This is a genomic window from Formosa sp. Hel1_33_131 (genome assembly GCF_001735745.1).
Classification (GTDB): Bacteria; Bacteroidota; Bacteroidia; order Flavobacteriales; family Flavobacteriaceae; genus Hel1-33-131.
Genome location: NZ_CP017260.1, coordinates 1,791,994 through 1,818,630, shown reverse-complemented (window position 1 = coordinate 1,818,630; position 26,637 = coordinate 1,791,994). Strand labels below are relative to the sequence as shown.

Sequence of the window (26,637 nt, the reverse complement as noted above, 5' to 3'; positions counted from 1 at the left end):
TACCATTCTGTTAAAACAAAAATTATTCACAGTACCTTTGCAAAAACTATGAAAACAATAGAACGTACATGTGCCATTGCGTATTCAATTAATCTTTTAGGAGACAAATGGTCTCTTTTGATATTAAGGGATGTCATTTTACACAAAAAATCTAAGTTTAAGGAGTTCCTAGATTCTAAAGAAAAAATTGCGACCAACATTCTTACCAACAGATTAAAGTTTTTGGTTGAGGAAGGGTTTCTGGAACTCTTAGATCCTGAAGGCTTCAAAAAAAACAAGCAATATATCGCAACGGATAGAGGGCTTTCGGCACTGCCTATTATCATGGAATTATATTTGTTTTCTATTGACTCCATTGAGGAGTCTGTCTTAAATGCCTCTCAAATTAAAATTAAAAAGCAGGTCACTAACAATCGCAAGGCTTTCGAAAGAAAACGAAAAACGAACTATCTTAAGTTTGTTGAAACGTTGAGAGATAGTTAGTAGCGGCTATCCCATTTTATTCGTAAAAGATATATAAGGCTTTATAGATAACTTTAAACGCCCAACAATTCAAAACATCTTAATTTTCAGGATGATTCCCAAAAGGTCGGGCTTTCCGATTCAATCCCTAACGCAAGAAATAACCTCTTTGAGAAAAAATTAAAACCGATGACAGCACTAGTTATTACACAAAAATTTATTGATTTTTTTGTATATTTGAATATACTATCATTGCTATGACAACAATAATTATTGATAAGGATTTAAATTTTTCTAAAACTCATTTTAGAAATATTGAGGAATTACAAATGGAAATTTTGTTGATGAATGAGCGTTCAGAACTTTCTCCTGAACATATCCGAGTTTTAAAAGAACGAGAAGCAGAAGCAGATAATGCGACTGATGATGGTTTCACATTTGAAGAATTAAAAGCCAGTATTCGTCGTAAAAATGGCTAATTTTTATACTCGTCCCCTTGCCTAACAAGATATTCAAGAAGTTGTCGATTATTATGATGAGTTAAATCCAAAACTTGCCGATTCTTTTTTAGCTGAACTAGAGCAATGTTACAACAAAATAAAGCAAGTCCCCGAAGGTTACCATAAGCGATTAGGCAATATCCGAGCTGCTTTTCTTAAAAAATTTCCGTTTGGTGTGTACTATAAGATTTATGGTGAAAAAATTGTTGTTATTGCAATTTTACACACGAGCAGGAATCCTTCCATTTGGAAAAAACGGTGAGATTTCAACAAAATAGAAATAATCCATTTCCCAAAATTTTACCTAACATTTGCAAAATCAATTATTTCTAAAGAAACGGACAAAACACATTCTAAAATTTTGGACCTAAAAAAACCTCTTGATTTCTCAAGAGGTTTTACTAGTAGATAACTCCACTGAAATATCGAACATTCGTTTTATCCCAAGAAATTTTTTTGACCTATATAAATTAATTATTTAGACCTCTCAAAAAAGAAGAATTCCTCAATAGGTATTTCAAACAATTTTGACATTTTGAATGCAGTAGGTAAACTTGGGTCAAATTTCTCTTTCTCAATAGCATTTATTGTTTGTCTTGAAACGCCTATTATTTCTCCCAACTGCTCCTGCGTAAGTTCTCTTTGTTTTCTGAGGTCACGAACTATATTCTTCATAGATATCTTTTTCTATTAATCAACAAGGTTATGAAGTAGGTAACAGACATGAACATGATAAGGTAACTGATCTCAGCATTTGATGTGATTAGGTTGGTTTGATCCAAAAGTGAATAACTCAAGCCTACTACAACTGTTGCGCCAAGAGTTAAACCCATTGATTCAAGGTGAATTTTGCGTTCAAGTTCATCATAATGGTTAAATAATGATCTGTTTGCCAAAATCATTAAAACTCCATTAAGAAGATTAATGCATATTGCCAAAGTTGTCCATAGTGTACTGTTTTCCCAAATGAATTTTGGTCCAAATGTAGCAACGGCCAATGTGGCGACCCAAGTCCAGGTCCAAATTGCTAATCGAATCGTTCTTTTTTTTCTTTCTTCTTTCATCATATTATTTTAATTCATTAACCTCATCTTTTAAGGTTTCTACAATTTTTTTTAATTTAAGTACTTGAGCTAACGCTGCTAATCCAAAGATAAATCCCATAATTCCCAAAGCTTCCATATTAGTTTTATTTAAATTTATGTAAAGTTTATTTGACAAAAGTAGTCAAAATAAATTAAAATGTAAAGTTTTATTTACAAAAAATATGTTTTGATAAAAAAACGGCTACACTTTATAAAAGTATAACCGTTTTATTGTTTTAGTAGATAACTCTATTGAAATATCGAACATTAGTCTAACTCCAAAAGACTTAATCAACACTCATCACATAATGACTCTTATTATGAAAAGTTGAACTAATATGATTTTTATTTCCCCTCACCCTATTATTCAAAGCTGGAGCAAAACTGAAGCGATTGTTTACTTAACTACCTGCAAAAGGAGTTCCAAAAAGACCTACTGCCAACTCTGCCCATATTAACATAAATATTATAACCAATATTCCAATGTATAGGACTCGATTTTTTAAATTCTTTGCACGATTACTCGCAAAATTAATTCCAATACTAAGGAGAATTAGTAGAGAACCCATAATAATGAAATCAAATGGACTCCAGTTAATTTCATCAGTGATAGTCATTCCAATTAAAGGAATTAATAACAAAAAAAGAGGATAAAAAATTCTTTTTGACATGCTCAAATATAAAAAAACGGCTACACTTTATAAAAGTATAACCGTTTTATTGTTTTAGTAGCGGGAACTGGACTCATTTCGACTCCGCTCAGTGTAAACTTCTCGTCCTTTAAAACCTTAGTGTTTTTAACAAAAAAAGTCAAAACAATTAAGCTTTGACTTTCTATTTAGTAGCGGGAACTGGACTCGAACCAGTGACCTTCGGGTTATGAGTTTAAAATATCGCTATTTCAAAAATCAAAAAACCAGTAAAATCAACCATTACCGCTTTTAAAAAAGCCCATCAAATCAAAAATCGTGTACCGATTTCTGTACTAATTATTATTTAACTATTAACTTTAAATTCTTAACAAGACCAACAGCAGCTTTACTCTTAACCTTTTTTTCAAAATAACCTTCATCTGTGTAAACTCTCACTTTAGATACTTTATTTGTTATTAATTTTTCAATATCATCATTACTATCAAAAACATAGGTCACTTCTGCACCATAAATACTTGAACCAAAAACACCATCATTTGCACCACCTTGCCTTGATACAACATGCTTATTTGACTTTACCACTACAGTATCTCCATTATCAAGTTTAAAAATTACTCTAAACCCCTTGCCTATTGCAAATACTGTCTTACCTGCATTTACTCTAATTCTACCAATAAAAAAAACAGAATCCTTTTCTTTTAAAATGCTATATTTTAAAATAGTAGGCTGTAGTCCTTTAGAGATAAGCTTCTCCCATTTTGTTCTTTCAATACTTCTTCCTGTAAATTCATCAGTTTCTTTTATTAATTCTTGTGAAAAAATAGAACCAACACAAAACACTATAAATGAAAAAGTCAATATTAGTCTTCTCATATTATTTGATTAAAATGTTCTTTTAATTACTTTGTAAATCGAATGCACCTCATTTAAACTTATAGGGAATTCTGGAAACTCTGGAGATTTGTTTCTTGAAACACAAGTTATATCCCCTTTTTCATCTGGACCTTTAATGTCTTTATGAAAGATTCCAGTTTCACAAATTATAATCCAACCATATTGAGTTGAATTAAAGCCATCTCTCCAATGTTGCTTTCCAAGTTCTCTAGCTAAAACTTGTGCACCTGAAGGAGTATCATCTAACATTCCACCATTCATACTATCATTCTTTACAGTAAACGCTATATAATTGCCTTTACCAATTTTATCTACTGTAAAGTATGTTGTTTCAAATTTGCTTTTTACTTTATATTCATCTTCATAGACTTCTAGAAAAGATGCATAAGCATTAAATGGAACTAATGGCACTTGAATCATTAAAGATCCATCTGGAAGTTCAGTGAATTTATTTCCATTTTTATTTTCAAATTCGTTTTCTTTTAAATTTTCTGTGTGTTTTTTGTATGTTTCTTTTATTAAAAAAACCATACTAGGGCTTGGATTTCTCTTTTCTGTCTCCCATAATTGAACAGAGTTTTTAGAAACTCCTAATAATTTAGCAAACTCAGCTTGTGTTTTACCTAACTCTTTTCTAATATTTCTAATCTCTAAAGCTTTCATAATCAGTTGAATATTGTTTTAATTAATCAATACGTGTGTTTTTTGTGTGTTTTTATTTTGTAAAAACAAACTTTGTATGTATTTTTGTATTGTAAAATCAAAACAATTACACAAATCTACGAAATTATGCACACAATCAAAGTAAAATTTAAGTGGACTGAGTTATTAAGAGTAACAGAAACCAACTCATCTTTCAAAACAGTTCAAACTGATGTACAGGATTACACCTTTGAACAATTAGAGCAAATACATGCTAGAAACTACAAAGGGAATGGAGCTGTTTACAGAAACTACGCCTATTTAACTGATGATTGGGGGCATTCTTCACAAAGAATTGATTTAGAAACTTTAAAAACTAAAGTAGAAAACAGAGATGTAGTCTATGAGGTTGAACTTGACTATGCATGGTTAAGATTAACTCCTAAAGTAAAAAAGGAAGCTGAATTAATAGCCTTTGCAAATGCTGTTAGGGGTTGTGGAAGTTTGGATTAAAAAAAGCCCTCAAAAGAGGGCGGTGTAAATCAAAACAACCCACTATTCTACGAAAAACAATGAATTGAATTAAAAAACAAAAGTATGAAATTAATTTTTATGAAACCCGATTTAACAATCTATTTCGCTGCAATGCCATTAATAGGTATTTGGTTAAAGAGCGATTACGAAAAAGCCAATTCAGCCGAAGATTTAATAAACCTAATGCATAAATGGTTTAACGAAGCTGAAAGAACAGATAACACTACAAGGGCTCATGCTCATCAATCTGTAGCACAATATTTATACACCCTATTAACTGGAAAATCATTTGAAAGTAAGGGATTAGAAGCATTAATAAACGAGTTCAATAATAACTAAAATCAATAAGTGATGAATTTTAAAATATCAGAACCGATACCTAAAGATTTAAGAGATGCAATGAATGATGTTCTTGAAAAAAGAGATTATTCAATTATTTCAGTAAAAGATGGCATGGCATCAGAATCTACAATTAGAGATTTACTTGCTGGTGTTACAATAAAAAGCGAAAAAAGTGTAGACACAGTTGTTGAGTTGGTTCGCCATTCCGTATCAAAATGCGATGATCTAATAAGCACCTATGAAGGACTTAAAAGCACAATCAAAGTTTATAACACCAAAATATCTAAAGTAGGATAATGACTGCTGAAACAGCATATCATGTGATACAGGCTTTACCTAAAAAGGAAATGCCAAGGCTATTTAAAATGCTTGGTGTTAATGTTCCTAAAGAGGAAGTTGAAACACCAACTAAAAAGCCATTAATCACGGATGCTGAAGCTACAGAATACCTATTAAAAAAACTAAAAAAGAAAAAACGATGAATGCTTTATTTGAATTTATGGATAACAATGAAGAAGTGACTTTGATAATATCTGCGCTAACAGGCTTGGTGTGCTATTTATGGTTGAGACTTCAATGTTACAAACAAGAAAACAAACAATTCAAAAAAGATTATCAAGAAAAATAAAAAGCCACTACGCTAATAGTGGCAATTATCTAAACCGAAGTTTAATTATAACAATGTAAAATTATGAAAGATTTATTAGAAAAGCTAAAAGAACCTTTAAAAATAGAAGATGTAGACTTTCGTGTACAATCTATAAATAAAGGCGGTTATGCTACAATCCTAGCCTATAAAGATGCTAGAGTGGATATGAACAGACTTGATGAAGTTTGTGGACCTAATTGGCAGGACAAATATGAGTTGATTGATGGTCAATTATTCTGTTCTATTGGAATTAAGATTGATGATGAATGGATTTGGAGACAAGATGTTGGTACCGAAAGCATGACTGAAAAAACCAAAGGGCGTGCATCTGATGCATTTAAACGTGCAGGGTTTCGTTGGGGAATTGGTCGTGAGCTTTATGACTATCCTTTAATACAATTAAAATTAAACTCTAATGAGTTTAAACTTGAAGGCAATAAAGCAAAACAAACTTGGAATTTAAAACTTAAAGATTGGATTTGGTATTCGGAATTTAAAAATGGAAAAGTAATAAAACTTACTGCAAAGGATGAAAATGGAAGATTAAGATTTGATTCTTCAAGTAAAACCCAAACACCATCTTCAACTTCTACTAGTAATAATTCAAGTACAAGTACTCAAGGTTCTACACAAACTGATAAGTCTTGGTTAAATATTACAGATAAGGCAAAAAACTTTACTAAAGAGTGGCTGAATGTTACTGATGCCATTAATAAAGGCAAAATATCCAGCATACAAGATGTTAGAAAACACTATGCAGTAAGCAAATCTGTTGAAACAAAAATTAATGAATTATTAAACTTTCAAAACGCATAATCATGGGAGCAATGTCAGAATTACATATAAAAATGCAGGATGAAATGATGAATGCAATTCATCGTGCAAAAGAAGGCGAAATAACTACACTAGATGCGCTTATCTATCTAGAAAAGGAACGTAAAAATTTAGAAAACTCATTAGCTATTGTTAAGTCCTTCAAAGATGAACATCTAGAAAATATCTCTAATGAAGCTTCTGATTATAAAGATGGTTACAAGGGCTTTATGATTGAAGTTAGAAATGGTGGCAGAACCTTTAAATACAACCACATTAAAGAATGGCAAGAAGCCGAAGCATCAAAAAAAGCTATTGAAGAAAAATCTAAACAAGCTTTTATATCAAAAGAAAAAGGATTACTAACGGCTACAGAAGATGGCGAAGAAATTGAATTGCCTGAAATCACATATAGAAAATCATCAGTAATTCTAAAAGAAAAAAGGTAATGAAATATTTAAGAATTTCTAACAAAGGAATAATCAATGTAGAAGCACTTACACTTTTAGGTGCTTCTACTAAAAGAGGATTAAACGGTAAAATAGGAATGTTTGGTAGTGGAAATAAATACGCTCTAGCATTTTTATTAAGAAATGGTTTCGAGGTTTCAATCTATGCAGGGAATGAAAAAATTGAAATTGGTACAGAAAAAGCACAATTTAGAGATAATGATTTTGAGGTAATTACAATTAATAGCACTAAAACAAGCATTACTACTGAATTTGGTAAGGATTGGAAGCTTTGGCAAGCAATAAGAGAGTTATACTGTAATGCAATAGATGAAGGACATCCATCTTTAGAATATGTAAGTGATATAGGTCCAGTTGAAGATGAAACTCATTTTTATATCAGAAACAGAAAGGAGATAGCATCATTTGTTGGAGACTTTGACAAATATTTTTCCGAAAACAGAAAAGTTCTATTTGAATGTAAGCATGGAAAGATTTTAGAGAAAGCTACAGAAGGATTCAACTTATTTAGAAGAGGCATCAAATGCTTTAATTCCAATAAAAATTCTGTCTATGATTATGATCTAGTCAATATTGATATTGATGAAAATAGACTGGTGAAATATGGTTGGGAAGTTCCATCAAAAATATGGAATGTCATTTATCAATGTACAGATAAGGAAATCATTAAAAATATACTCTTTAATTGTTCTGATTCCGAATATATAGAGTGCATATCATCAGACTTTGCTGTATTGAACTCTGAACTAATGTCAGATGAATACATAGAAATCTTGAATGAGATAAAAATAGCCCCTAAGGGACTAAGTGGGCTTTTAAATATTGATGAAGTAGGAAATACTACTGTGCTTCCAAGTTTAGTCTTTAATCAAGCTAAAACTAAAGTTAGCAATGATAATCTAGCATCTAAATTCAAGATTTATCAAAATGAGTTGTATCGTGAAATTCCAATGAATGAACTTCAAATTAGCACTTTAAATAAGGCTAAAGACTTTTTTAAAGAATGTAACTATGATGAACCAATATCTTATCCAATTAGCTATGCTGTATTTGAAAATAAAGAGGTTTTAGGATTAGCAAATTTAGAGGAAAAGAAAATTATTCTATCTGAATTATGTGTTTCAAAAGGCACTCAATCTGTTATAGAAACAATTATTGAGGAATACGTTCATCTGCAGTATGAAGTTGGAGATGAAACACGAAGGTTTCAAGATGCAGTCATCTCTGAGTTTGTTGTCATGCTAAAAAAGAAAAACGCCTATTTAGTATGAAACTATTCCTTGTAAAACAGCTTAATAACACATTAAAGGTTGCCTACAATTCTGATTATGACAAAATCAAGAAACTTAAAGTTGGCGAAGAATACCAATGTGAGGTAAAGCAACCTAGAAACTTAAAATTTCATAGAAAGTTCTTTTCACTAATCAATATGCTTTTTGATAACCAGGAGCGATACAGTAATTCAGACCGTATGCGTAAGGATCTAATTATTGAGGCTGGATTTTATGATGAGTGGGTAGACTTTCAAGGTGTAATTCAAAGAGAAGCCAAGAGCATCAGTTTTGCAAGTATGACAGAAGATGATTTTAGCGACCTCTATTCAAAAGTAATTGATGTCATAGTACAATACTTCAATTTCGATAAACAAGACATTATAGACAACGTAGAACAGTATTACTAATAATTTAAAAATAAAATCCATGGGTAACATTTCAACAAAAATCAATTTAAGACAATTAAAAAACATTGTAAAAACAATGAAGCGTAAAGATGGTTCAGAAGTAGAATGCTTAATCATTCCTATTGAATCGAACCATTTATTTAAAAGTGAAAAAGGCGTGTATTTAGATTTAATAGGCTTCGGTTTTGATAATAAGATTGAAGACAGCAAAGACACACATTTGGTTAAGCAAAGTTTGCCAAAAGAGTTGTTTGATAAAATGAATGAGGAAGATAAAAAGGCGATGCCAATTTTAGGTAATCACATTGTATGGGGGCGTTCAGAACCTGAGCCACAAAATGCACAAATAGAGGAAGGCGAAGTACCAGACGATTTACCATTCTAAGATATTAAATGAGGGTGTGCCTGACATAAACTCGGATTTCTTCGAGTTCGAAGCATCACTTGTCGAAAGCAATTTATCCCTAACAGCTTATTAGAGTGATTATTTGGATTGCTGGCAGATTAAAGCAGAGGCGCAGGAAAGTTTCATACTGCAAAAGTGTTGAAAGAATGACAGCTCGGAAAAACGAGCTTTTTTAAACTGAATAAATGGAAATAATAGGAATAATAGAACAAATATTGGATAAAAGCAAACCGCCTTTTAAGAAGCGAGTTGCTATCGTTTCTGATTCCATAAACAAAAAGAATAAATGGGGTGTTGAATTTAGAAAGCAACTAGCAGAAACTGCAAAAACGCTACGTCCTGGTGATTACATAAAAGTTACTTGCTATAACGATTTTAAGATTGACAATCATAACAATTATTACAACAATGTTGTAGCAGAAAAAGTAGAAAGGCTATGAATATTCTTGAAAGCATAAAAGAAATAGTTGAAGGATCATGCAAGGTAGATTTATCAAAAACCACTAGGGTTAGAAACGTAATGGATGCTAGGAGAATATTCTCTGCCCTATCTGTAAAACTAACATCAGAAACCTATTGCAATATAGGAGATGTAATAGACAGAACTCATTGCTCAATTGTTCATCATGTAAAAACCACAAAAGATCTTTTAAAAACAGATAAATGTTTTGCTGAAAAATATAATCAATGCAGCACTCAAGTTTCTGACTTCATAAACAAAGATGAGCGAATTGTAAGAGGTAAGTACTTGTATCATTTACAGGAAGCTAGAAAATATGCAAATGCAATTAAGAAAATAAGAATTAACAATTTAAATCAATAAATAATGAACACAATCACAATTACATCCGGAACACTTAAAGGAGCTTACTCATTAGACTACTCCTATGTTCAAAAAACAGACGTTGGCGAAAACAATGTAAAAATGTCGTGCAATGCTCCAATTCACGAAGACTTAAAAACTGCCTTTGAAAACCTTATTCCTCATTTAGCAATGATCTGTGAAGAAGTAACTAAAAAGGAAGTTAAAAACGTAATAGATAATGGGTTTCCTGAAATTGAAGAAGGAGATAGTGAGCATCCTATCAAAGAAAAATTTAATGTTCACGCCTTTAAAATTACTGGCAACGGAGACAGTGAAGGCGTAGCAATTTCAGGTACTAAGCTCTTAAAAATTGGTAAAGCTGTAAATATCACTACTCCAAAATTACGTTGGGATGAAGATTATGCATTTATAGATGAATTATCCGAAGCTATCGAACAATGCAAAATTGAAGTGAACGAATATCTAAATGGAAAGCACGCTCCAGACAATCAAGTTGACATGTTCGAAGGCTATGAGGTAGAAGCAGAAGTAATAACATCAAAGTCAGCTTAAAAAAAAGGATAATTCATGCAAATTTTAGAACGAAATACAGAGTTTCACATAACTATTCCTTTCAATAACTGGGCTAAAAGAAATCTAGCCCAAGTTAAGGCTCTTTCTTACCGTAGATGGGATCCTATAAAAAAAGTATGGATTGTTCCAATTAATAAAAGAATTGAGGTTTTACAGTTGGCTAAAATGTGCCGTGCTGAATTCATCAAAATAGATACTTCTATTGCCGAAGAAGTTGGAGAAATAGCACCACTTCCTGAATTAGAAATTAAGTTGCCAATTACAGCCACTTTAAGACCATATCAAGAAAATGGTATTGCACAAGCAATGAAACTTAAACGCTGCATAATTGGTGACGAACAAGGCTTAGGAAAGACATTAATTAGTCTATCAACTGTCATAGGTGTAGATGCCTTTCCTTGTTTGGTTATTGCTCCATCTTCTACAAAGGTTAATTGGCAAAGAGAGTGGGAAAAGTTCAGTAATAAAAAGGCAATGATTTTAGATGATAAAAACAAAAACAGTTGGCATAACTATTATCAAATGGGTGTTGCTGATGTTTTTATTACAAACTATGAAAGCCTTAAAAAGTTCTTTGTTGATTTTATGCCACCAAAAGGCAAATTGAGAAAAAGTACAGATATTAAAATGAACGATAAAATTAATTTGTTCAAATCTGTAATTGTAGATGAATCCCATAGATGTAAAGATACAAGTACTCAACAATCAAAATTAGTATTAAGAATTTGCCAAGGTAAAGAATATGTGTATTTGCTTACTGGAACACCAGTAGTAAATAAGCCTATTGATTTATTTCCGCAGTTGGCCATAATGAACCAACATGCAAATTTTGGAGGTCGTAAAGGGTTTCTATCTCGATATTGTGAAGGTGGCTCTGGAGCAGATAATCTAAAAGAACTCAATTACAAACTAAATAAGTATTGCTTCTTTAGACGTGAAAAAAAGGATGTTGCAAAGGACCTTCCAGAAAAGCAAAGACAAACTATACTTTGTGATATAACTACTCGCAAAGAATACAATAAAGCATTCCATGAATTTGAAAGTTATCTAAAGAGCCAAGGTTGTAGCGATAAAGATATTGCTAGAAAACTACGAGGTGAGATTATGGTAAAAATGGGAGCGCTAAAGCGTATTTCAGCACTTGGAAAACTTAATGAAGTAAATGAGTTTATACATGAAGTTACAGATAGTGGCGAAAAACTAATTGTATTCTGTGTACTTCATTCAATTGTAGATGAATTAAAAAAGGAATTTCCAAATGCTGTTACTGTAACTGGTAGAGATAATCAGGACCAAAAACAAGCTTCTATTGATGCCTTTCAAAATAACCCTAATACAAAACTCATCATCTGCAATATTAAAGCTGCAGGAGTTGGCATAACACTTACAGCTTCATCTAGAGTTGCCTTTGTAGAATATCCATGGACTTATGCCGATTGTGTACAATGTGAAGATAGAGCGCATCGTATAGGGCAAACTAATAATGTGATGTGTACTTACTTTTTAGGTAACAGAACAATTGATGAGGATTTATACAAAATGATTCAAAACAAAAGACATACGGCTAATACAATAACTGGAGCTTCTGATAAGATGGAAATGAGTTTTGTTGATGGTGTATTAGACATATTTAAAATTAAATAAGATGGCAAAATTAGGATATACATGGTACCCAAAAGATTGGGGTAATTCTGAAAGTGTTTTTGAGTTGAACCTATCTGAAAGAGGATTGTACAGAGAGCTTATAGATTTAGCAATGTTCAATGATAATAAAACCGATGTTAAAATATCTGTTTGGAGTAGAAAATTTAATATCTCTAAAACGGACTTAAATGTGATTTTAGACAAACTTTCAAAATTAAAATTGATAAAAATAACTAATGATAAATTATTTATTCCAAGCTGTGAAAATCGTTTAAAATTAGTGCGTGGAGGTAGAAAAGGTGGTAGTAAAAGTAAGCCTACAGTAAAGCCTACACCGAAGCCTATTGTTAAGCCTTTACCAAAGCCTACACCGAAGCAAAGAGAAACTAAAAGAGAAAGAGAAAAAGAAAATAAAGAGAAAGTATATAGAAAATTTGCCCATCTGTCTTTGTCTGAAATTGAATTTGAAAAATTAAGAAAAACCTATTCCAAAGAGCAAATAGATGGCATACTAGATTCTGTTGAAAACTGGAAGAAAAACACAAACTACAAATCTCTTTATCAAACGGCAATAAAATGGCTTAAAAAAGAATATCCAAATCCATTAAATAATCAATCAACACCTCAAAGACCTAGAATTTCAGTATGATCAATTGGAACGACATAAACCTTAAGAACAGATCTAACGGCAAAGTAAAAACAGTTTGTCCTGCATGTTCTCACAATAGAAAAAACAAGAAAGACCCTTGTTTGTCTGTAAGCATAGACCAAGGTTTGGCAAATTGCTGGAATTGTGGTGAAGTATCTGTCCGTGATTTAAAAAAGAAGGATGATTACAAGCTTCCAAATCAACAATGGACCAACTATACTAAAATTTCTGATAAGCTTGTAAAATGGTTCAAGGATGAACGCAATATATCTCAACAAACGATTATTGATTGTAAAATAACCGAAGAAGAGTATTATCAACCTGCATTATCTAAAAAAGTAAACAATATTGTTTTCAACTACTTTGAAGGTACAGTCCTGGTCAATAAAAAATATCGATCTGGAAATAAGAAATTCACACAAACAGCAGGAACTCGAAAAATATTATTTGGTTTAAACCACATTATCGGATGTGATGAGATTTACATAGTTGAAGGCGAAATGGATAAACTTGCTTTTTGGGAAGCAGGATATAAAAATTGCGTTAGTGTACCTAATGGCGCTAAAGATTTAAGCGATTATTTTGAAGAATGCGAAGCGTATTTAAAAGACGTAAAGAAAGTATTTATAGCAGTAGATACTGATGAAGATGGTAAAAATTTAGAACGTGAATTAATAAAACGGTTTGGAAAATGGCGATCTGCTAGAATTGAATTTGATGGCGAAAAGGATGCTAATGATTTACTAAAAAAAGGCATTCTAAGTCTTCAAAAAGCTATTGAAAATCCAAATCACTATCCAGTAGATGGCACTTTTACTGCAGAAGATATTAAAGATGATCTTTTAGATTATTACGATAATGGAATGGAGGAATGTCCAGCTCCTAAATCTCCAAACTTCGCTGAATTAAACAAAGTATTTAAAATTATGATGGGGCAACTTACAGTTGTTACTGGAATACCATCACATGGGAAATCAAACTTTATTGAAGATTATGTAATAAACATTATCCACGATTATAAATACAAAGCTTCTTTCTATTCGCCTGAACATTTTCCAATGAAACTACATCATGGAGTATTGGCTGAAAAAGTGATTGGAAAACCTTTTGAGCATGCATTCAGAGATAATCCAAGAATGACAAAAGAAGATATTGATACTTACATCAAATGGTCTAAAGATAAAATTTACATCACATATCCTGAAAAAGGCGAAACAGTAAACTGGAAATGGTTACTAGACAAGTTTAAAGAGCAGTTATTCCGCTATGGTATTGACATTTTTGTAATAGATGCATTTAACAAGGTTAAGAGAAACAAGCCTGATAGTCTTGGCGAAATCAATGATGTCCTTTCAGATTTATGCCAGTTCGCACAGGCGTATAATGTTCATGTCTTTTTAATAGCGCATCCTGTCAAAATGCAGAAGGATAATAAGACTGGATTGTATGCAGCACCTACACTTTATGATGTAAAAGGCTCAGGAGATTTCAGAGATCAAGCGCATAATGGATTATGTGTGTATAGATATTTTGATAATGGTTCAAAAGACGGATTTACTGAGGTTATAAATCTAAAAACAAAATTCAAAAATCAAGGTAAAATAACTGGTTCGGCATATTTCAAATATGATTATACCAATGGCAGATACTATGATAAAAACGGTGTGCCTGATAGATTGAATTTATTTGATGAAAAGCGAAAAGAAATTCAGGCAACACAAATATCTGTTGAACCTGAAATAGAAGAATTTGAATACGATGATTTACCATTTTGACACGAGAAGAAGCAAAATATATGTCTGAGTGCCATAAAGCAGGAATACGAATATATCCTATTCCAAAATATGGCGATTACTATCTCGAAGTAGAGTTTAATAAGACCTCAATGTTTCTACCTAAAGATATAAAGAAAATCATCAAAGGGAAAGAGCGCTATAAGTCAAAAGGAAATGAATGGGTGCAAAAAATACACGAATTGTACAAACACTTTTACGAAAAACAAATACAACCAAACAGCGAAAAAAATGAATTACGAAAAGTTTCTTAAAAGTAAAATTATAATATCAGAATCATTTGGATTTGAACCAACTTGGATTCCAGAGATAGCAATGCCACATCAAAAGGATATTTGCGACTGGACCTTGAGAGGTGGTCGTAGAGCAATATTTGCATCTTTTGGTTTAGGTAAAACATTTATGCAGCTAATCAATGCAGTAAACTGTATAAAAAAGGAGAACAAACCATTTCTAATAGCTTGTCCGCTAGGTGTGGTTGGTGAGTTTAAGCGTGATAATGGCAAATTAAATACAGGCTATGAGATAGAGTACATTACAGATACAGACAATATTGAAAACTACGAAAACAAGATATATTTAACCAATTATGAGCGCATCCGCAAAGGTGATATAGATCCTTCTAAATTCTCTGGAGTATCATTTGATGAAGCTTCTATACTTCGGAATTTAAAAACACAAACTACCGATTTCATTCTTCAATATTTCAAGAAAGTTCCATATCGTTTTGTCGCTACTGCTACTCCATCGCCAAATGATTTTATTGAGTTATTAAACTATGCTGATTATTTAGGTGTAGCAGATAGAGGTCATTTATTAACTCGCTTTTTCAAACGTAATTCAACCAAAGCAGGAGATTTACAATTACTAGAATCTAAAAAGAAAGAGTTTTGGCAATGGGTATCTACTTGGGCTGTATTTATTAATAAACCATCTGATTTAGGTTATGAAGATACTGGCTATGATTTACCAAAACTAAACATCATTGAACATCGAGTAGATAATATTCAAGATGGACCTGTAATTGATAAGCACGGAAAAATAGTTTTATTCAAGGATAATTCTAAAAGTCTTATTGATACCTCAAGAGAAAAACGTGAAAGTATTGATGTGCGAGTGCAAAAAGCATTCGACATTATTCAACAGGAAGCAAAATACTCTGACTGGATATTATGGCATCACTTAGAGGCTGAAAGAACTGCAATTGAGACCAAGTTTAAAGAAGATAATAATATCGTCTTAAAATCGGTATATGGCTCTCAAAAAAATCAATTAAAAGAAAAACTACTAATTGATTTTAGTGAAGGTCGCTACCAAATACTATCTACAAAACCTAAAATCGCAGGCTCAGGGTGTAATTTCCAAGAGCATTGTAGTAGAGCTGTTTTTGTTGGTATTGATTATAAATTCAATGACTTCATACAAGCTACGCACAGAATACTTCGCTATGGCCAAGACAAAGAAGTGGCTATTCATATCATTTATACACAAAACGAGGCTCACGTATTACGAGCTCTTATGAAGAAATGGAAAAAGCATAATGAACTTCAAAAAGAAATGATTGCCTTAGTACGTGAATATGGCTTAAACACTAATCAAATAAAATCACAAATGGAAAGACAATTATTTAAAAACGGAGATAAAATACAAATAGGCGATGCCACTTGTTATAACAATGATAGCACAATCATATTCGCAGATAAAAAAGAGATAGATGATGATTCTGTTGGGTTGATAGTTACCTCAATTCCATTCGGAGACCATTACGAATATTCAGATAACTACAATGATTACGGACACAATGATGGTAACCAAGCCTTTTTTAAACAAATGGATTATTTGACTCCAAATTTATTGAGAGTACTTAAACCAGGACACGTTGCTGCAATTCATGTAAAAGATAGGATCCGTTATTCGTATCAAAATGGAACATCTTTTACAACCATTGAAGATTTTAGCGGACAAACCGTAGCGCATTTTGAAAAGCATGGTTTTTACTTAATGGGAAAAGTAACAGTTACTACCGATGTTGTTGCAGAAAATAATCAAACATACAGATTAGGTTGGAGCGAACAATGCAAGGATGCTACAAAAATGGGAGTTGGTTTACCTGAATATGTTTTGCTATTTAGAAAACCACCAACGCATATGAATAATGCTTATGCTGATGAGCCTGTAACCAAAACAAAAGAAGGTTATTCAGTTGATTTATGGCAACTAGATGCGCATGCTTATTGGAAATCATCAGGTAATAAATTGATGTCAATTTCAGAACTTCTAAAACATAACATGAAGCAAGTTCATAAAGTTTGGAAACAATACCAAAAAGAAGGCTTATACGATTTTCAGTTGCATAAAGATTTGTCAAAGGCATTAGATGAAAATGGAAAATTAAGTCGAAAATATATGACCGTTCCGCCTGTATCTAATAGCGAATTTGTTTGGGATGATATCTCAAGAACAAAAACACTAAATGCAAAGCAAGTATCTAGTAAAAAAGAGAAACACATTTGCCCTCTGCAGTTAGATATTTTGGAAAGAATAATCAATCGCTTTTCAAATGAAGGAGATATAGTAGCAGATCCTTTCGGTGGTTTATTCTCAACAGCTTATCAATCTCTAAAAATGAAACGCAAGGCTATTGTTTGCGAATTAAAAACAGAATACTACAAAGACGGGCTTTTCTATGTGAAGGCAATTAATAACGAAATGACAATGCCGACATTATTTGACGTATTGGAAAAAACAGCAGTTTAATTATGAACGAACCAACAATATACTGGATAGATTTATTTTGCGGTGCAGGTGGTACCACAACAGGAATACATTTAGCAGAAGCTAATGCAGAAGTTATTACAGAGTTTGAAAAAGCAAAAACATACTATTTCGGCACAGGTAAGAAAACATCAAAAAACAAATCAAGAGAAGGCTTTGATTATTATGCTACTCCTGAACCATTAGGACTTAAAATGGTTGAATGGTTAAATCTTCAACCAGGAGAAAGAGCATTAGAACCAAGTGCAGGGCATGGTGCCATAGGTAGGTTTTTTCCTGAAAACACAAATAACACATTTATTGAACCAAGCTACGAGTTATCATCTAAACTATCTATCAATGCAAATGGTGAAGTGAAAATTGAACAGTTTGAAAATCATACTATTTGGAATAAGTATGAAGGAATTGCAATGAATCCTCCTTTTGGTAAAAGCGGAAAAACAGCTATGCAGCACATTGAAAAAGCTACAAAGCATTTATCTTATCATCAAAATTCAAAATTAATAGCTATCATTCCTAATGGTACTGCAATGCAGAAAAGGTTAGATGCTTTCTTTGAAGATAAAAAGAATAGAGAGTTCTATTTATCAACTGAAATATCATTGCCATCAGTAGTTTTTGAAAGAGCAGGAACGAAAATTTACACTAAAATAATAGTAATAGAGAAATTGACAGAGGATAATCATTATAAAAACGAAATTGATTTGTCACACATTACTGATATAAATGAATTCTTTAATGAAATAGAATGCCTAACTATTTAAATCATCGGTGTCAAATATCGTCAAGTTGGCTAGTTGAGCTTTATTTTGAAAATTCATATCAGAAGAGACAAATATTAAATTGTTTGATGGTTTATTAATCTGCAATTCAAGAGCATTAGCAATTATTCTATCATCATTATTATTTGGATCTAGCCAATTCAATGTTTTTTCAAAATTAGGTTCTGTAGCTATCATTTTTAAAGTGACTGTTTTATTTACAGTCACGCCCTTTAGGACATCTCCTTGTTTTCTATAACCTTTAAGCCTCTTTATAACTGACTTTACCTTTTTACGAAAATCTTCATTTCTGTGAGAAATTTTAAGCTTATCTAATTCAGATAATACAGTTGGTAGAATTACAAAATCAAACTCACTTGAATTAGCAATATTTTTATAACTAATTGGATCAGGGTATTGTATTATAGAATTAGTGTCAGGGATAATCATTGTTGCAGTTTCTTCATCTTGTAAAAGTTCTAGAAACTCTTTAAAAACCTTAGTGTATTTTAAAAAATTATTTTTCCCTGATTCTATATTTACAGGAACTTTAGTTTGCTCAATTAGATTTATAATATTGGTTTTGGCTTTATCAATTTTTTTCAAATTATTAGGAGTAGCCTTATCCAAGAGCAACTCAAAGTTATTATAAAACTTATCAAATTCCTGTCTAGCTTTTATTTGATTCTTTTCATCTTTTCTGCTATAACGATGTTTGCTAAATCCAACAACTATTAATCTTGGATTAATCCTTTGCTTATACTCATCAAAAAATATAGATGAATTATCAAGCATTAAATTTACAATGGGTTGAACTAAATCAATTTGAGCTATTAGCTTATCTATGAATGTCATATAGGATAATTAAATTAAAACAAATCTACACAAATAAATGTGTGAATATCTAAAATTACCTATATTAAGTTTTCAAATATTTATATGGCAGAGTTCTGTACTAAATGCGAAATCAATCTAGGTATGAAACCTAGCTATGAAAAGCCAACATTATGTGAAGGTTGCGGAAAGACTTTTACCATATCTCCTTTAGAAAGTATTATTGATAATTCTCGATTGATACTAGCCATAGCAACTGCTGTCATTGCAATTGCATTCATTTCAGCAATAATCTATTCTTTTTTCAAGGAATTTTAGCTATATTTGCTTATCGATTCAAAGCCCTATACTCATAGGTACAATAGATTCAAGTCCCTTTTAGGGCATAGCTAACAAGCTATTACAGATTCCTAATTTAGATTTTCCTTTGGATTCTAAAACTATACAGAAGTATAGAGATAAATCTGTATCTCAGCTTTTAAAAATAGCAACCACACATTTCAACAAATACATTAGGTATCGTGATACTGATGCTAATGGGTTTGGTAGATGTATTTCTAGTGGTCAACCTCTACAAGTGCCATCTAGCAATGCGCATGCAGGACACTTCTATAGTGGTGGTAAATTTCCACAACTAAAATTCAATGAAGATAATGTACATCTTCAAGGCAAATCAGACAATTACTTCAATGGCGGTAACCAACTTCAATATCGAAAAAACCTTATTAAGAAAATAGGACTTAAAAGAGTTGAAGAACTTGATATGCTCGCAGACATAAGTAAACGCAGTTCATTTAAATGGGATAGATTCTCCTTAATAGAAATTATCGAAACCTATAAAGAAAAATTTAAAGCTGTAGCATGAGTAAAGTAGATCACATAGAAATTCCTATTGATGAAATAATTCTTTTAGATAAGAATCCAAGAACTGTAACTGAAGATGAGCTACAGAAGCTTTGCGATGATATAGAGAAGGATCCTGCATTTCTACTTCAAAGACCGCCTTTAATCAATAAAGTGGATGGTAAATATTATTGCTATGCGGGAACACAACGTATAAAAGCCTGTAGAAAACTAGGCAAAACATCTGTCAAATGTTTCATTGAAGAAAACGTATCAAGCAAAGTTCAAGATGAGCGTATGGTTAAAGATAACCTACATCGTGGCGAATGGGATTTTGATAAGCTATTAGAACTCGATTTTGAATTAACGGAATTAGAAAGTTTTGGTTTTGAAGATTTCGAGATAGGTCTTGATATAGGTCATGAACCTGAAATAGATCCTAACATTGTAAAGGAAAAGTTCGAAAGATATCAAAACAACAACATCAAGCAAATAGTACTTTACTATGAGCAAAATATTTATGCTGATATTTTAGAAAGACTTCATAAAGTAGCTGAAAAAGAAGGACTAGAAGATAATAGTTCAGTAGTTATAAAACTGTTAGAGAAGTATGAAGCAGGAAAATAACATACTGATAACTGTAATTAGTTCTGGTAGGGCTAATAAAATACCAAATTCTTATAACAAAGATTGGACTTTCATTGTAGGTACAGGAGAAAAAGAAGCTTATAAAAAACAAGGTTTTATCAATGTTATTGAAGGTGGTAGTCTAATTGATTCTCGAAATAAAGCATTACAACTAGGTGATGAGCAAAACAAGATAACACTACAGCTGTCAGATGACTGCGGAAAGTGTTTTATAAAAAGCCAAGAAGGCAACATACATGATGTTATTGATTACATCTACAAATGGTTTTCTACATCAGAATTGGAGCTCACAGGAATAGGTCCAGTATTCAATAAGTTCTATCAAAAAAACACAATCACATCAGGGTTTATTATTGGCGATTTTACAATGACAAAGCCTAACACTGGAATTCGATATGATAATAATTTAAGACTAAAGGAAGATTACGATTTCACTCTGCAGTATTTAAAAAAGTATGGTAGAACAGCAAAGCATAATTACATCATTTGTGATTTTAAACATTATTCAAATAAAGGTGGTGCAGTAGCCTATAGAAATGATGAGTTGGAAAAGGAAACAGTTAACTACTTACTAAAAAAATGGAATGGCGCTTTAGCCTTAAACCCTAAACGAGAGAATGAAATTTTACTAAAAAGAGATTGGTATAAGTTCCTATGAAAACAATAGAGGCACATAAAAGAGAAATCAACTTAAAAGACTACAAGCGTAGGTCAGCTTTAGAAGAAGACTGTACAATGCTTATAGACGAAGATTGTATCATAACAGACAATGGCGAACCAATAATTTATTATAGTAAAACCAAAGTAGATACATCTGCCCTACGTTGGGCTGTAAATACTGTAAAATATAATAAGGATGAAAGAACAGCAGGATTAGTAAGTCATTCAACTGTATTTGGATATATGCCTCGTAGAGTACTTCTAGCAGACTTCTGTCATGCAGCACTTATGGCAACTGAATTTCCTAAACAGCATTACATCATTACCAATTTTGTAAAGGACCTAGAGCAAATCTACATCGATTACTTTCCAGAAACTTACGAAAAGCATAAGGCGATTATCAAAGAGCGTATCAAAGAAGAATGGAAAATCGAAAACAGCGTATTTACCTCTGGAATCGTAAATAAAGACAATCCACTAAAATACCATCACGATAGAGGAAACTTTAAAGGCGTGTTATCAAATATGGTTTGCTTTAAGAAAGGCATAAAAGGTGGTCGTCTATCCATTCCAGAATATGATATCAAATTAGAAATAGCAGATGATACACTTGTAATATTCAATGGTCAAGAAATATTACATGGTGTAACACCTATAAAGAAAACACATCCCAAAGGATATAGATATACAGTTGTCTATTATTCCATGGAACAGATGTGGAAGTGCGATTCCTTAAATGAAGAAACAGATCGTATTAGAAAGAAGAAAAAGGAACGAGAGTTTAAAAGATTGAATTAACAACAAATTCCTATATTCGTGGCATATCTACAAATATAGGGATGAAATACAAAAATAAAATCATGGCTTTGTTAGAAGTACTGAAAAGTAGATTGTCCCGTCATAAGGAAAAGCGCAAGGATATAGAAATCCTGGTAAACAAAAGTGCAGCTTCTCCTAACCAAAAGCAACAATATGTTGAGCTCAAAGCAAAAGAAGATGAGCTAGAAAACATAATTGATATTGCTGAAGGTCTTATCGAATCTGACGATAAATAGAACACTCTACATTTTAGTATTCTGATGTAAGCCGTAAAATCGGTAAATATCGGCAATGGGAAAAGGTAATCCAAATTTAGCAGAAGATGGTAAAGCAACTCGTTTTAGCTCAACCAATCAGCCTAAAAACAGAGGTAAGAAAGGCAAATCTATATCTGAATTTTTAAGAGAGTTTGGCGAAGCTAAAAGCGTGGAGTATGAAATCAAAGTTACCAAAGGTGGTGAAACAAAAACCAAGAAAGGTAAAATTGAAAGCGAAACTACTTTGAATGAGGTTGTGGCTACTACTTTATTGTCAAAAGCTATGAATGGAGATTTAAGAGCGATTAACATCGTCTTAGACAGAATTGAGGGCAAACCTAAACAATCTTTAGAAGTTGAGCTACCGCAGTTTCCTGATATGACAAAAGAGGAAAGAGCTAAAAGATTAAAAGAGTTATTAGAAAAAGCAAATGAGCCTGAGCAATGAAGAAATATATGAACTTGAACAACTGCTATACCAGGAAGATGTAGATAATAGTAAAGATGATTTATTCAAGTTCACTCAAACAACATTTAAAAAGTTTAAGCCCGAGTGGTTTCATAAAACGTTCTATGACATATTAAATCGGTTTGCACATAAGGAAATAAAAAACCTTATAGTAACAATGCCACCGCAACACGGGAAAAAAATTATTGACTCTGTCTTGGTTTTAACAACAAAAGGATTTAAACAGCACGGAAATCTAAAAAGAGGTGATTTTGTTTTTGATAGATTTGGAAAACCAACCAAAGTGTTAAATGTTTTAAACAAGAGCGATAAACCAGATTGTGAATTTTTAATAACCTTTACAGATGGGCAAAAAATACAATGTCATGCCCAACATGAATGGGTTGTTTTTGATAGATCTAAAGGAAGAGAAATAAAATGCGAAACACAATATTTATTTTCGCAAAAATATTTTTCAGGAACTTTCAAAAAGAGATGTAGATTTCAAGTAGATTCAAATTATTTGGTCTTATTTGATAAAAAGGAATTGACAATACACCCCTATTTTTTAGGGCTATGGCTTGGAGATGGTCAAGTTTCGGCACCAACAATAACACATCATTTTGATGATTATAAATCAATTGATAAAATTATTTCTTTAGGCTATAAGAAAACATCGTTTTCAGTTCATAAAGATACAGGTGTAATAACTAGTAGATTTTTTGGAGATACATTTCAATCTTTTAAAAAAATCAATTTTGCGCATCCAAAAGGAGATATTAAGCACATTCCTTTAGAATACAAACTATCAACAGTAAATGATAGACTAGAATTGTTAGCGGGATTGATTGATAGTGATGGATACGTTTACCTAAACAATGGAAGGGTAACGTTTTCAAATATAAACAAAAGGCTAATATATGATGTGAAAGATATTTGTGTAAGTCTAGGGTTTAGAACTACAATATGCGAGTTTGAACCAATTGTTAGCACTAGTGGAATTATTGGAAGAAATAAAGTTTATCAATTATCTTTTAATCCAGACATTGAAATACCTACGGCAATTGACAGAAAGAAAATAATATTAAAAAATCCTTTAAAAAGAAAACGAGGTATTATTTCTATTGAAAAAGTGAAACCTAAAAAAGGCAAATGTATTACTGTTGAAGGTGGTGTTTATTTGGTGGGTAGGAATTTAATTCCTACTCATAATAGTGAAGGTAGTACTCGAAGATTACCGTCATTTTTAGCAGGATATAGACCTGATGATAAAATAGCAGTAGTTAGTTATGCAGCAACAAAGGCACAGAAGTTTGGTAGAGAGATAATGACCATAATGCGTGAAAAGGAGTATAAAGATATATTTCCTAACACCAAATACCCTGAAAGAGGATATACAGGCGCAAAATCTAACACCAACATAGAAAGGGAATCTATCAATTCTGATGGTTCTATGAAGTTTGTAGGTGTAGATGGTCCATTAACTGGAGATACTGTTGATGTATTAATTCTTGATGATCTATACAAAGGCTGGAAAGATGCTAATTCGCCAGTAACTCAAAGGTCTGTATGGGATTGGTATTTAACAGTAGCAGATTCAAGATTGCATAATGATTCTCAACAGCTTATCACATTTACACGTTGGAGTGACCAAGATGTTATTGCGAAACTAATTGAATTAGGGTTGGTAGTTGTTTATGATGGTACCGAAGACTTAGAAGAAGTTATTAAGAATTTAGATGATAAGTTTTTGCTTATAAATTTTCAAGCCTTAAAAGAAGGTAAACTATCAGAGTTTGACCCAAGAAAGGAAGGCGATGCGCTATGGCCAGATAAACATTCCAAGAAAAAACATGAAAGCTCAAGAGTAAAAGACCCTGATAAGTTTGATTGTTTGTATCAAGGTAATCCGCAAAATAAAGAGGGGCTTCTTTATAGTAATAATTTTAAAACTTACAAGGATTTACCAGACTTGAAAATTATTAAGAATTATACTGATACAGCAGATTCAGGCAAAGATTATCTATGTAGCATTGTGTATGGTGTTCCATTGGCTAGTACAGATCCTCACAAGTATGTGATTGATGTATTGTACACTCAAAAAGGAATGGAAATCACAGAGCCTTTGACTGCTAAAATGTTAAACCGAAATAATGTCAACAAAGTCAATATTGAAAGTAATGGCGGCGGTAGAGGATTTGCAAGAAATTTAGAGAAGCTTGTAAACAAAGGAGTAAATATATTTTGGTTTCATCAATCGAATAATAAGGAGGCTAGAATATATAGCAATAGTGCAAGTGTGAATAATGAGGTGGTGTTTCCTAGTGATTGGCATATTAGATGGCCAGTATTTTATAAACACGTAACCAAGTATAAAAAAATATTTAGTGCAAATGATTTTGATGATGCTCAAGACACATTAACTGGAATAATCGAAATCGAAGAAAACACAGAAGTAGTACACGAAACAGAAGCAAACGCAGACGATTTAGGTCTGTTTTAAACATAATAAAATGAAATTCTTAGAATTAATTAAATCCGGAAGTATTAAAGAAGCATACGAACTTCTAACGCCTAAAAAAGGTGTAGAAAATAATGCTAAAGAGTTTAATAATAATCGTGAGATTAGAGAAACTCAAGTAGGTAAACGACCAATAAAAACCACTAAGGATGGAGATGTAAGAGTCTCTAGAATTCCTATTCCTTTTCAAAGGCAGATTGTTAAAACAGCAGCAACCTTTTTATTTGGTAGTTCAGTAAAGTTGGTTGAAAGAAAATCAAAAGAAGATACCACAGAAGATGGCGAAGCTTTCAAAGCTATTTCAGATTTATGGGATGATTTAAGAATAGACCCTATGCTATTAAAATTTTGTAAAGCTGTTAAGTCAGAAACAGAAGCATCAATTATTTTCTATCCTGTAAAAAAGGAAGGCGATACTGAAACGAAAATAAAGGCTAGGCTAATTACAAGTGAAAACGGAAAGGTATATCCTGTATTTGATGCCTTTGGCGATATGGTCGCCTTTGGTTGGGAATATTTAACAAAGGAAGATGATAAGGATGTTTCGTATCTGTACATTTTCACAGCAGAAACGAATTATGTTTTTAGAAAAGAATCTAAGGAGTGGGAAGTATCAGAAGGCTATCCGAAGCCTAATCTATTTAAAAAGATTCCAGTTGTTTATTTATCACAGAAGCATCCTGAATGGTGGGAAGTACAAGAAATGATAGATACGTTTGAGATGTCCTTTTCAAAATTTGTAGACACCAATGGTTATTTCGCATCTCCAATGTATAAAGCTACTGGAGCATTGAAGTCTTTTCCAAAGAAAGATGATACAGGTAAGTTAGTAAAACTTGACATCATTGAAACTGATAAAGGTAATGTGATACAATCTGACCTTGATGTGATTAGTTGGGATAGAGCTCCTGAAGCATTGAAGTTAGAATTTGAAACAAACAAAGGTCTTATCTACGGTCTAACAGACACTCCAGACTTATCCTTTGACAATGTTAAGGGTATAGGAAATATATCGGGCATAGCCTTAAAACTTATGTTTTTAGGACCTATTCTAAACGCTAAAGAAGGTGAAGGTGATTATCAAATTGCTATTAGTAGAATAATCAATCTTATGAAAACTGGTATTACTAATATCACAAATACTGGATTATCTAAAAAGCTTGAAGATTTACGCATCGATGTAACATTTACGAGTGTGTTGCCTGAAAATATTAAGGAAGTAATTGAGATACTATCTGAGGCTACAGGTGGCAAACCAATAATGAGCCAAAAAACAGCTACAGCACAAAATCCTTTAGTTGAAGATGTTGAAGAAGAGATGTCAAATATTGAAGAAGAATCTGTTTTAGAATTAGGCGATACAGTAGAATAGTTATGAAATGGATTAAAATAATATTTATAAAACTTAAATGGGTTTTGTTTGGTAAAAAGCCTTTAAAGAAGGTATTCAACGAA

General features: G+C 32.1%; 36 protein-coding genes. 29 read left to right on the top strand and 7 right to left on the bottom strand.

Going from position 1 to position 26,637, the window contains the following annotated elements; translation table 11 throughout:
- The first annotated feature begins 48 nt into the window (after positions 1-48).
- The 3 genes from FORMB_RS08315 (at position 49) to FORMB_RS13355 (ending at position 1,224) form a co-directional block, all read left to right on the top strand.
- Positions 49-483 (top strand): winged helix-turn-helix transcriptional regulator, encoded by a 435-nt coding sequence (locus tag FORMB_RS08315; protein WP_069677015.1) that lies wholly within the window; start codon positions 49-51, stop codon positions 481-483.
- A gap of 236 nt (positions 484-719) precedes the next feature.
- Positions 720-941 carry a hypothetical protein gene (locus tag FORMB_RS08310; protein WP_069677014.1) on the top strand — a complete coding sequence of 74 codons (222 nt, stop codon included), beginning with the start codon at positions 720-722 and terminating at the stop codon, positions 939-941.
- 31 nt (positions 942-972) lie between these two features.
- On the top strand, positions 973-1,224 hold the full coding sequence (locus tag FORMB_RS13355) for a type II toxin-antitoxin system RelE/ParE family toxin (RefSeq protein WP_083243941.1): 252 nt from the start codon (positions 973-975) through the stop codon (positions 1,222-1,224).
- Positions 1,225-1,436: 212 nt separating this feature from the next.
- Here the strand turns inward: FORMB_RS13355 and FORMB_RS08305 are convergent, their stop codons facing one another.
- The 6 genes from FORMB_RS08305 to FORMB_RS08285 form a co-directional block, all read right to left on the bottom strand.
- Positions 1,437-1,637 (bottom strand): helix-turn-helix transcriptional regulator, encoded by a 201-nt coding sequence (locus FORMB_RS08305; protein WP_069677013.1) that lies wholly within the window; start codon positions 1,635-1,637, stop codon positions 1,437-1,439.
- Complete coding sequence (locus tag FORMB_RS08300) at positions 1,634-2,029, bottom strand: hypothetical protein (protein ID WP_231925528.1); 396 nt, start codon at positions 2,027-2,029, stop codon at positions 1,634-1,636. Before FORMB_RS08300 ends, FORMB_RS08305 begins: the two co-directional genes overlap by 4 nt.
- Before the next feature lies 1 nt (position 2,030).
- Positions 2,031-2,183, bottom strand: a complete 153-nt coding sequence (locus FORMB_RS13155) for a hypothetical protein (RefSeq protein WP_197493456.1) — start codon at positions 2,181-2,183, stop codon at positions 2,031-2,033.
- A 265-nt stretch (positions 2,184-2,448) separates the two neighbouring features.
- Positions 2,449-2,718 (bottom strand): hypothetical protein, encoded by a 270-nt coding sequence (locus tag FORMB_RS08295; protein ID WP_069677012.1) that lies wholly within the window; start codon positions 2,716-2,718, stop codon positions 2,449-2,451.
- Positions 2,719-3,039: 321 nt separating this feature from the next.
- Complete coding sequence (locus FORMB_RS08290; RefSeq protein ID WP_069677011.1) at positions 3,040-3,573, bottom strand: hypothetical protein; 534 nt, start codon at positions 3,571-3,573, stop codon at positions 3,040-3,042.
- Between the two features lie 9 nt (positions 3,574-3,582).
- On the bottom strand, positions 3,583-4,257 hold the full coding sequence (locus tag FORMB_RS08285) for a helix-turn-helix domain-containing protein (RefSeq protein ID WP_069677010.1): 675 nt from the start codon (positions 4,255-4,257) through the stop codon (positions 3,583-3,585).
- Between the two features lie 126 nt (positions 4,258-4,383).
- Between FORMB_RS08285 and FORMB_RS08280 the strand changes: the two genes are divergently transcribed.
- The 18 genes from FORMB_RS08280 (at position 4,384) to FORMB_RS08195 (ending at position 18,155) form a co-directional block, all read left to right on the top strand.
- On the top strand, positions 4,384-4,749 hold the full coding sequence (locus tag FORMB_RS08280) for a hypothetical protein (protein WP_157498108.1): 366 nt from the start codon (positions 4,384-4,386) through the stop codon (positions 4,747-4,749).
- Positions 4,750-4,833: 84 nt separating this feature from the next.
- Entirely contained in the window at positions 4,834-5,109 is a 276-nt protein-coding gene (locus tag FORMB_RS08275) for a hypothetical protein (RefSeq protein ID WP_069677008.1), read from the top strand.
- Between the two features lie 12 nt (positions 5,110-5,121).
- Positions 5,122-5,409: a hypothetical protein gene (locus FORMB_RS08270; protein ID WP_069677007.1), complete on the top strand. Its 288-nt coding sequence runs from the start codon at positions 5,122-5,124 to the stop codon at positions 5,407-5,409.
- The gene (locus FORMB_RS08265; protein WP_069677006.1) at positions 5,409-5,594 is read left to right on the top strand and encodes a hypothetical protein; all 186 of its coding nucleotides are present in this window, start codon (positions 5,409-5,411) and stop codon (positions 5,592-5,594) included. The genes FORMB_RS08270 and FORMB_RS08265 overlap by 1 nt, the downstream gene beginning before the upstream one ends.
- A gap of 209 nt (positions 5,595-5,803) precedes the next feature.
- Complete coding sequence (locus FORMB_RS08260) at positions 5,804-6,577, top strand: Rad52/Rad22 family DNA repair protein (RefSeq protein ID WP_069677005.1); 774 nt, start codon at positions 5,804-5,806, stop codon at positions 6,575-6,577.
- 2 nt (positions 6,578-6,579) lie between these two features.
- A complete protein-coding gene (locus tag FORMB_RS08255; protein ID WP_069677004.1) occupies positions 6,580-7,023 on the top strand; it encodes a hypothetical protein in 444 nt (147 codons plus the stop codon).
- Positions 7,023-8,315: a hypothetical protein gene (locus FORMB_RS08250; protein ID WP_069677003.1), complete on the top strand. Its 1,293-nt coding sequence runs from the start codon at positions 7,023-7,025 to the stop codon at positions 8,313-8,315. The genes FORMB_RS08255 and FORMB_RS08250 overlap by 1 nt, the downstream gene beginning before the upstream one ends.
- The gene (locus tag FORMB_RS08245) at positions 8,312-8,725 is read left to right on the top strand and encodes a DUF1367 family protein (protein ID WP_069677002.1); all 414 of its coding nucleotides are present in this window, start codon (positions 8,312-8,314) and stop codon (positions 8,723-8,725) included. The genes FORMB_RS08250 and FORMB_RS08245 overlap by 4 nt, the downstream gene beginning before the upstream one ends.
- A 19-nt stretch (positions 8,726-8,744) precedes the next feature.
- The gene (locus FORMB_RS08240; protein ID WP_069677001.1) at positions 8,745-9,110 is read left to right on the top strand and encodes a hypothetical protein; all 366 of its coding nucleotides are present in this window, start codon (positions 8,745-8,747) and stop codon (positions 9,108-9,110) included.
- Positions 9,111-9,316: 206 nt separating this feature from the next.
- Positions 9,317-9,571, top strand: coding sequence for a hypothetical protein (locus tag FORMB_RS08235; RefSeq protein WP_069677000.1), 255 nt, complete (start codon positions 9,317-9,319; stop codon positions 9,569-9,571).
- A complete protein-coding gene (locus FORMB_RS08230; protein ID WP_069676999.1) occupies positions 9,568-9,954 on the top strand; it encodes a hypothetical protein in 387 nt (128 codons plus the stop codon). Before FORMB_RS08235 ends, FORMB_RS08230 begins: the two co-directional genes overlap by 4 nt.
- A gap of 3 nt (positions 9,955-9,957) precedes the next feature.
- Entirely contained in the window at positions 9,958-10,509 is a 552-nt protein-coding gene (locus FORMB_RS08225; RefSeq protein ID WP_069676998.1) for a hypothetical protein, read from the top strand.
- 15 nt (positions 10,510-10,524) lie between these two features.
- Complete coding sequence (locus tag FORMB_RS08220) at positions 10,525-12,174, top strand: DEAD/DEAH box helicase (protein ID WP_083243940.1); 1,650 nt, start codon at positions 10,525-10,527, stop codon at positions 12,172-12,174.
- Position 12,175: 1 nt separating this feature from the next.
- On the top strand, positions 12,176-12,823 hold the full coding sequence (locus tag FORMB_RS08215) for a hypothetical protein (RefSeq protein ID WP_069676997.1): 648 nt from the start codon (positions 12,176-12,178) through the stop codon (positions 12,821-12,823).
- Positions 12,820-14,598, top strand: a complete 1,779-nt coding sequence (locus FORMB_RS08210; protein WP_069676996.1) for a toprim domain-containing protein — start codon at positions 12,820-12,822, stop codon at positions 14,596-14,598. The genes FORMB_RS08215 and FORMB_RS08210 overlap by 4 nt, the downstream gene beginning before the upstream one ends.
- A complete protein-coding gene (locus tag FORMB_RS13150) occupies positions 14,595-14,870 on the top strand; it encodes a hypothetical protein (RefSeq protein ID WP_069676995.1) in 276 nt (91 codons plus the stop codon). Before FORMB_RS08210 ends, FORMB_RS13150 begins: the two co-directional genes overlap by 4 nt.
- Positions 14,848-17,373: a DNA methyltransferase gene (locus tag FORMB_RS08200; RefSeq protein WP_069676994.1), complete on the top strand. Its 2,526-nt coding sequence runs from the start codon at positions 14,848-14,850 to the stop codon at positions 17,371-17,373. The genes FORMB_RS13150 and FORMB_RS08200 overlap by 23 nt, the downstream gene beginning before the upstream one ends.
- Before the next feature lie 2 nt (positions 17,374-17,375).
- Positions 17,376-18,155, top strand: a complete 780-nt coding sequence (locus FORMB_RS08195) for a hypothetical protein (RefSeq protein WP_069676993.1) — start codon at positions 17,376-17,378, stop codon at positions 18,153-18,155.
- Here FORMB_RS08195 and FORMB_RS08190 read toward each other — a convergent pair.
- Entirely contained in the window at positions 18,144-19,007 is an 864-nt protein-coding gene (locus FORMB_RS08190) for a PIN domain-containing protein (RefSeq protein ID WP_069676992.1), read from the bottom strand. The genes FORMB_RS08195 and FORMB_RS08190 overlap by 12 nt on opposite strands.
- A 406-nt stretch (positions 19,008-19,413) precedes the next feature.
- Here FORMB_RS08190 and FORMB_RS08180 point away from each other — a divergent pair, with 406 nt between their 5' ends.
- From FORMB_RS08180 to FORMB_RS08145, 8 genes are all read left to right on the top strand, one after another.
- Complete coding sequence (locus tag FORMB_RS08180) at positions 19,414-19,851, top strand: recombination protein NinG (protein WP_069676990.1); 438 nt, start codon at positions 19,414-19,416, stop codon at positions 19,849-19,851.
- Positions 19,848-20,456 (top strand): ParB/RepB/Spo0J family partition protein, encoded by a 609-nt coding sequence (locus FORMB_RS08175; protein ID WP_069676989.1) that lies wholly within the window; start codon positions 19,848-19,850, stop codon positions 20,454-20,456. Before FORMB_RS08180 ends, FORMB_RS08175 begins: the two co-directional genes overlap by 4 nt.
- Complete coding sequence (locus tag FORMB_RS08170) at positions 20,440-21,135, top strand: hypothetical protein (protein WP_069676988.1); 696 nt, start codon at positions 20,440-20,442, stop codon at positions 21,133-21,135. The genes FORMB_RS08175 and FORMB_RS08170 overlap by 17 nt, the downstream gene beginning before the upstream one ends.
- Positions 21,132-21,935 (top strand): hypothetical protein, encoded by an 804-nt coding sequence (locus tag FORMB_RS08165; protein WP_069676987.1) that lies wholly within the window; start codon positions 21,132-21,134, stop codon positions 21,933-21,935. The genes FORMB_RS08170 and FORMB_RS08165 overlap by 4 nt, the downstream gene beginning before the upstream one ends.
- A gap of 62 nt (positions 21,936-21,997) precedes the next feature.
- Positions 21,998-22,192: a hypothetical protein gene (locus tag FORMB_RS08160; RefSeq protein WP_157498107.1), complete on the top strand. Its 195-nt coding sequence runs from the start codon at positions 21,998-22,000 to the stop codon at positions 22,190-22,192.
- A gap of 55 nt (positions 22,193-22,247) precedes the next feature.
- Positions 22,248-22,661, top strand: coding sequence for a DUF5681 domain-containing protein (locus FORMB_RS08155; protein ID WP_069676985.1), 414 nt, complete (start codon positions 22,248-22,250; stop codon positions 22,659-22,661).
- Entirely contained in the window at positions 22,645-25,164 is a 2,520-nt protein-coding gene (gene terL / locus FORMB_RS08150; RefSeq protein ID WP_069676984.1) for a phage terminase large subunit, read from the top strand. The genes FORMB_RS08155 and terL overlap by 17 nt, the downstream gene beginning before the upstream one ends.
- A 10-nt stretch (positions 25,165-25,174) precedes the next feature.
- Entirely contained in the window at positions 25,175-26,554 is a 1,380-nt protein-coding gene (locus tag FORMB_RS08145) for a phage portal protein (protein WP_069676983.1), read from the top strand.
- Positions 26,555-26,637 lie beyond the last annotated feature (83 nt).

Excerpts from the sequence above, each read along its gene's own strand:
- FORMB_RS08315 (WP_069677015.1), top strand. The coding sequence starts at position 49 with ATGAAAACAATAGAACGTACATGTGCCATTGCGTATTCAATTAATCTT.
- FORMB_RS08310 (WP_069677014.1), top strand. The coding sequence starts at position 720 with ATGACAACAATAATTATTGATAAGGATTTAAATTTTTCTAAAACTCAT.
- FORMB_RS08305 (WP_069677013.1), bottom strand. The coding sequence starts at position 1,637 with ATGAAGAATATAGTTCGTGACCTCAGAAAACAAAGAGAACTTACGCAG.
- FORMB_RS08300 (WP_231925528.1), bottom strand. The coding sequence starts at position 2,029 with ATGATGAAAGAAGAAAGAAAAAAAAGAACGATTCGATTAGCAATTTGG.
- FORMB_RS08295 (WP_069677012.1), bottom strand. The coding sequence starts at position 2,718 with ATGTCAAAAAGAATTTTTTATCCTCTTTTTTTGTTATTAATTCCTTTA.
- FORMB_RS08290 (WP_069677011.1), bottom strand. The coding sequence starts at position 3,573 with ATGAGAAGACTAATATTGACTTTTTCATTTATAGTGTTTTGTGTTGGT.
- FORMB_RS08285 (WP_069677010.1), bottom strand. The coding sequence starts at position 4,257 with ATGAAAGCTTTAGAGATTAGAAATATTAGAAAAGAGTTAGGTAAAACA.
- FORMB_RS08280 (WP_157498108.1), top strand. The coding sequence starts at position 4,384 with ATGCACACAATCAAAGTAAAATTTAAGTGGACTGAGTTATTAAGAGTA.
- FORMB_RS08275 (WP_069677008.1), top strand. The coding sequence starts at position 4,834 with ATGAAATTAATTTTTATGAAACCCGATTTAACAATCTATTTCGCTGCA.
- FORMB_RS08270 (WP_069677007.1), top strand. The coding sequence starts at position 5,122 with ATGAATTTTAAAATATCAGAACCGATACCTAAAGATTTAAGAGATGCA.
- FORMB_RS08265 (WP_069677006.1), top strand. The coding sequence starts at position 5,409 with ATGACTGCTGAAACAGCATATCATGTGATACAGGCTTTACCTAAAAAG.
- FORMB_RS08260 (WP_069677005.1), top strand. The coding sequence starts at position 5,804 with ATGAAAGATTTATTAGAAAAGCTAAAAGAACCTTTAAAAATAGAAGAT.
- FORMB_RS08255 (WP_069677004.1), top strand. The coding sequence starts at position 6,580 with ATGGGAGCAATGTCAGAATTACATATAAAAATGCAGGATGAAATGATG.
- FORMB_RS08250 (WP_069677003.1), top strand. The coding sequence starts at position 7,023 with ATGAAATATTTAAGAATTTCTAACAAAGGAATAATCAATGTAGAAGCA.
- FORMB_RS08245 (WP_069677002.1), top strand. The coding sequence starts at position 8,312 with ATGAAACTATTCCTTGTAAAACAGCTTAATAACACATTAAAGGTTGCC.
- FORMB_RS08240 (WP_069677001.1), top strand. The coding sequence starts at position 8,745 with ATGGGTAACATTTCAACAAAAATCAATTTAAGACAATTAAAAAACATT.
- FORMB_RS08235 (WP_069677000.1), top strand. The coding sequence starts at position 9,317 with ATGGAAATAATAGGAATAATAGAACAAATATTGGATAAAAGCAAACCG.
- FORMB_RS08230 (WP_069676999.1), top strand. The coding sequence starts at position 9,568 with ATGAATATTCTTGAAAGCATAAAAGAAATAGTTGAAGGATCATGCAAG.
- FORMB_RS08225 (WP_069676998.1), top strand. The coding sequence starts at position 9,958 with ATGAACACAATCACAATTACATCCGGAACACTTAAAGGAGCTTACTCA.
- FORMB_RS08220 (WP_083243940.1), top strand. The coding sequence starts at position 10,525 with ATGCAAATTTTAGAACGAAATACAGAGTTTCACATAACTATTCCTTTC.
- FORMB_RS08215 (WP_069676997.1), top strand. The coding sequence starts at position 12,176 with ATGGCAAAATTAGGATATACATGGTACCCAAAAGATTGGGGTAATTCT.
- FORMB_RS08210 (WP_069676996.1), top strand. The coding sequence starts at position 12,820 with ATGATCAATTGGAACGACATAAACCTTAAGAACAGATCTAACGGCAAA.
- FORMB_RS08200 (WP_069676994.1), top strand. The coding sequence starts at position 14,848 with ATGAATTACGAAAAGTTTCTTAAAAGTAAAATTATAATATCAGAATCA.
- FORMB_RS08195 (WP_069676993.1), top strand. The coding sequence starts at position 17,376 with ATGAACGAACCAACAATATACTGGATAGATTTATTTTGCGGTGCAGGT.
- FORMB_RS08190 (WP_069676992.1), bottom strand. The coding sequence starts at position 19,007 with ATGACATTCATAGATAAGCTAATAGCTCAAATTGATTTAGTTCAACCC.
- FORMB_RS08175 (WP_069676989.1), top strand. The coding sequence starts at position 19,848 with ATGAGTAAAGTAGATCACATAGAAATTCCTATTGATGAAATAATTCTT.
- FORMB_RS08170 (WP_069676988.1), top strand. The coding sequence starts at position 20,440 with ATGAAGCAGGAAAATAACATACTGATAACTGTAATTAGTTCTGGTAGG.
- FORMB_RS08165 (WP_069676987.1), top strand. The coding sequence starts at position 21,132 with ATGAAAACAATAGAGGCACATAAAAGAGAAATCAACTTAAAAGACTAC.
- FORMB_RS08160 (WP_157498107.1), top strand. The coding sequence starts at position 21,998 with ATGGCTTTGTTAGAAGTACTGAAAAGTAGATTGTCCCGTCATAAGGAA.
- FORMB_RS08155 (WP_069676985.1), top strand. The coding sequence starts at position 22,248 with ATGGGAAAAGGTAATCCAAATTTAGCAGAAGATGGTAAAGCAACTCGT.
- terL (WP_069676984.1), top strand. The coding sequence starts at position 22,645 with ATGAGCCTGAGCAATGAAGAAATATATGAACTTGAACAACTGCTATAC.
- FORMB_RS08145 (WP_069676983.1), top strand. The coding sequence starts at position 25,175 with ATGAAATTCTTAGAATTAATTAAATCCGGAAGTATTAAAGAAGCATAC.